The organism is Ruegeria sp. AG7, assembly GCF_056541545.1.
In genome coordinates, this window is sequence record NZ_JBQFYP010000051.1 from 1 (window position 1) to 1,370 (window position 1,370).

Here is a 1,370-nt window from a genome sequence, read left to right on the forward strand (position 1 = left end):
GTCCGGTTTGTCCTGTGTGGATGGCGTCTGCTTTGCAAGGACAAAATGCTCTGATTGCGCGGCTGGTCAGTACAGTCCTGTGTCCGGCCTTTGATTGCGGCATTTGCTTGAGCCGCTGGCCTTGATGGGTTCCGTGAACCTGGTCCCAATCGGCAAAGCGAACCTGAGAGTTCAGGACGAAGCTCGGGTTTTCCGGGTTCTCGGATGACCGCACGTGCCATCATGGCATTCGTCTTGCAATTCTTTTTTGTTCAGTGCCTCCGGTTATGCCGCTGATTGCCGGTAGTATGTTTCTTTGGTGAGGATCGCCCAGATGATCCGTGCGGCTTTGTTTGCCATCGCGATCGTGGCAAGTCGGACGGGTTTGCGCTCGAGGAGTTGCATGATCCAAGGATGCACGCGTTCTGGATAGCCGCGGGCGCGCTGTACTTGTGAGGTCATACCGATCACCAGAAGCCTTCTTATGTAACGGTCACCCTTCTTGCTAATCCGGCCGAGGCGTTCCTTGCCACCACTCGATCTGTTCAATGGGGTGAGACCAAGCCAAGCAGCAAACTCGCGCCCGTTCTTGAACTGTTTGCCGTCGCCGATGGTGGCGACGATGGCAGAGGCGGTGATTGGACCAACACCAGGGACGGTTCTGATCCGCTTGGCCCGTTCATCGATCCGCGAATGATACTCGATCAGTTTGTCGTAGAACACCACGCGCTCGTCGAGTGCAACAACCTGCTCGCAGAGGGTTTTGAGCATGCTCTTCGCAACGTCTGGCATGTCCGGGCAATCGTTGGTTTTGAACCCTTTGACGAAGCGCATCGCCGCCACCGGCCCGTTCCCGATCACATGACCAAACTCTCGAAGAAGACCCCGGATCACGTTCAGCATCTGGGTTTTCTGGCGCACGACAAGCTGGCGCACGCGATGCATTGTAAGAAGGGCTTGTTGTTCCTTCGATTTCACAGCGACGAACCGCATGGTCGGTCGCGTGACGGCCTCGCAGATTGCCTCGGCATCAACCGCATCCGTCTTTCCACGCTTCACGTAGGGCTTTACGTAAGTCGCCGGCATGAGGCGCACGTCATGGCCGATTTCAGTCAGCTCACGCGCCCAGTGATGTGCCGACCCACGCCTCAATTCCGACGAGGCAGCTCGGCAGGGTCTCAAAGAACTTCAGCAATTGTCTGCGGCGGATCGAACGATTGAAGACAACCGTACCGTCATCAGCGATTCCGTGGACCTGAAAGACGTCTTTACCGAGATCCAATCCTATTGTCGTGACTTCCATGGTGGGGCTCCTTTCCTTGCAGAAGATGTCTTCTGCAGTTTGCCGCAAAGCGCGACGGTTGGCTGCAGACGCCATCCACCCCATCCGC

General features: G+C 56.6%; 1 pseudogene. It reads right to left on the reverse strand.

Features of this window, described 5'->3' with window-relative positions:
- Positions 1-264: 264 nt before the first annotated feature.
- Positions 265-1,282: pseudogene (locus ACR0BF_RS20310) on the reverse strand (IS110 family RNA-guided transposase).
- Positions 1,283-1,370 lie beyond the last annotated feature (88 nt).